Consider the following 1,730-nt stretch of genomic DNA (forward strand, 5'->3'; position numbering starts at 1 on the left):
CATACTGATATACTTATCCTACAAAATAATTTATGGTACTCTTTCCCTTATTCTCTTAGTATATCAGATATTTATCCGGCTTTGTGCAACAAAGCCCAAGCAGACTGAAAAATTATTAGTAGAAAATAGTAATAACATTCCAGATGAATTCACTGAAAATATTAAGAAAATAATTAATAAATTATATGAATATCAAAATATATGGGAGATGCAGAAATATAAAAAGGAAGCGTTCCTTACAAGTGAAAATACATGCAAATTACTCTATGAGAATCTTCCGGTAAAAATATTTTATAAGGATAAAAAATCAATCTACCTATTTTGTAATGAGAACTTTGCCAGATACTTACATATAAAAACAGAGGAAATTGCAGGTAAAACGGACTACGATTTTTTCCCTAAGGATATTGCTAAAGAGTATAGAAAATATGATAAGGAAGTTATAAGATCGGGACAAAGAAAAGATAAAGAACGGAGATATTGGAAAGATGAACAGGAATTAATTTTCTATACAATTAAGGTTCCTGTAAAAGACGAAAAGGGTAACATTATTGGTATCTTAGGAATGGCTTTAGATATGACTGAAAAGGTAAAGCTTGAAAAGGATACTGAACGGTCGAGACATTTAGCACTCTTAGGTGAACTAGCAGCAGGTGTGGCCCACGAAATCAATAATCCCATAACGGGTGTTATTAACTGTGCCCAGATATTATTGAATAAAAGCAGTGAAGGAAGCAGAGAAAAAAATCTTGCTAGCCGGATTATCAAGGAAGGAGACCGCATAGCGAATATCGTTAGCAAACTTATTTCTTTTGCTCAAGGCCGTGATGTAAAAGAGAAAACTATGGCCAGTATACACGAAATAGTATCTGATATTCTTACCCTTGCAGGGACACAATTACGAAAAGATTGTATAAAAATAAAGCTGAATATTCCTGGTAATTTGCCAAAAATACTCGTAAATTTTCAGGAAATTCAGGAAGTCTTCATGAATCTTATCAGTAATGCACGATATGCCCTGAACCAAAAATATCCAAAATCACATAGTAATAAAATTCTCGAGATTCTGGCTGAAGAAATAACTATGCATGAGCATAAATTTGTAAAAACTACTTTTTATAATCACGGTACTGGCATACCTGCCTATATAACAGAGCATGGGATCAGGGCTAAGTATCTGTCTTATGGAATTGTAAATAACCACGGTGGTAAACTTACTATTGATAGTATTGAAGGAAAGTATACTAAAATTTCAATTATTTTACCTGCCATTCGAGAGGTTTTTCTTCTTAAGCAGAAGAAATAGTTTTTCATGGTTGATAGATTGTGGCATCAAAGGCGAAATAATTCAGGATATCCGTCTTATCTGCCGTTGCATGAAAGTATACACCATAAGGGCTACCGGATAAACGAATCCTATTGGCTCCTTTTAGCAAGATAGGGGAGCTACTGCCCATATGCATCAAGCTAAAATGTGTAAACAGTGGAGAATAACAGGCCACCCGTAATCCCCCTTAGTCCCCCTTTAAAAAAGGGGGAAACATGATTTGAAATCCTTGCGCGGGTTCAGGTTTACAACCTGAACCCTCAATGTGGAATATTTCCCTATGCGTTTAACCATGAAAGCGCTGTGAGCTATCGACCATGCAAATATAGGGGTTTAATTTACAAAATTGGCGTGCCCAGGGAAGGGTACCGCTTTCTAACGGGTGAAAGTCCCGTCATGGTAA

The 1,730-nt window shown here is 35.5% G+C and carries 2 protein-coding genes; one reads left to right on the plus strand and one right to left on the minus strand.

Going from position 1 to position 1,730, the window contains the following annotated elements; all coding sequences use genetic code 11:
• Positions 1 to 1,306 (plus strand): two-component system sensor histidine kinase NtrB (locus FBQ94_RS17370; protein WP_285442317.1); only part of this gene is annotated, 1,306 nt, incomplete at its 5' end.
• Positions 1,307 to 1,310: 4 nt separating this feature from the next.
• On the opposite strand, the gene FBQ94_RS17375 is transcribed toward FBQ94_RS17370, so the two are convergent.
• Positions 1,311 to 1,502 (minus strand): hypothetical protein, encoded by a 192-nt coding sequence (locus FBQ94_RS17375; RefSeq protein ID WP_285442318.1) that lies wholly within the window; start codon positions 1,500 to 1,502, stop codon positions 1,311 to 1,313.
• Positions 1,503 to 1,730: the final 228 nt, after the last annotated feature.

Origin of the sequence: Candidatus Jettenia sp. AMX1 (assembly GCF_030263775.1) — a bacterium.
Taxonomy (GTDB): Bacteria; Planctomycetota; Brocadiia; order Brocadiales; family Brocadiaceae; genus Jettenia; species Jettenia caeni.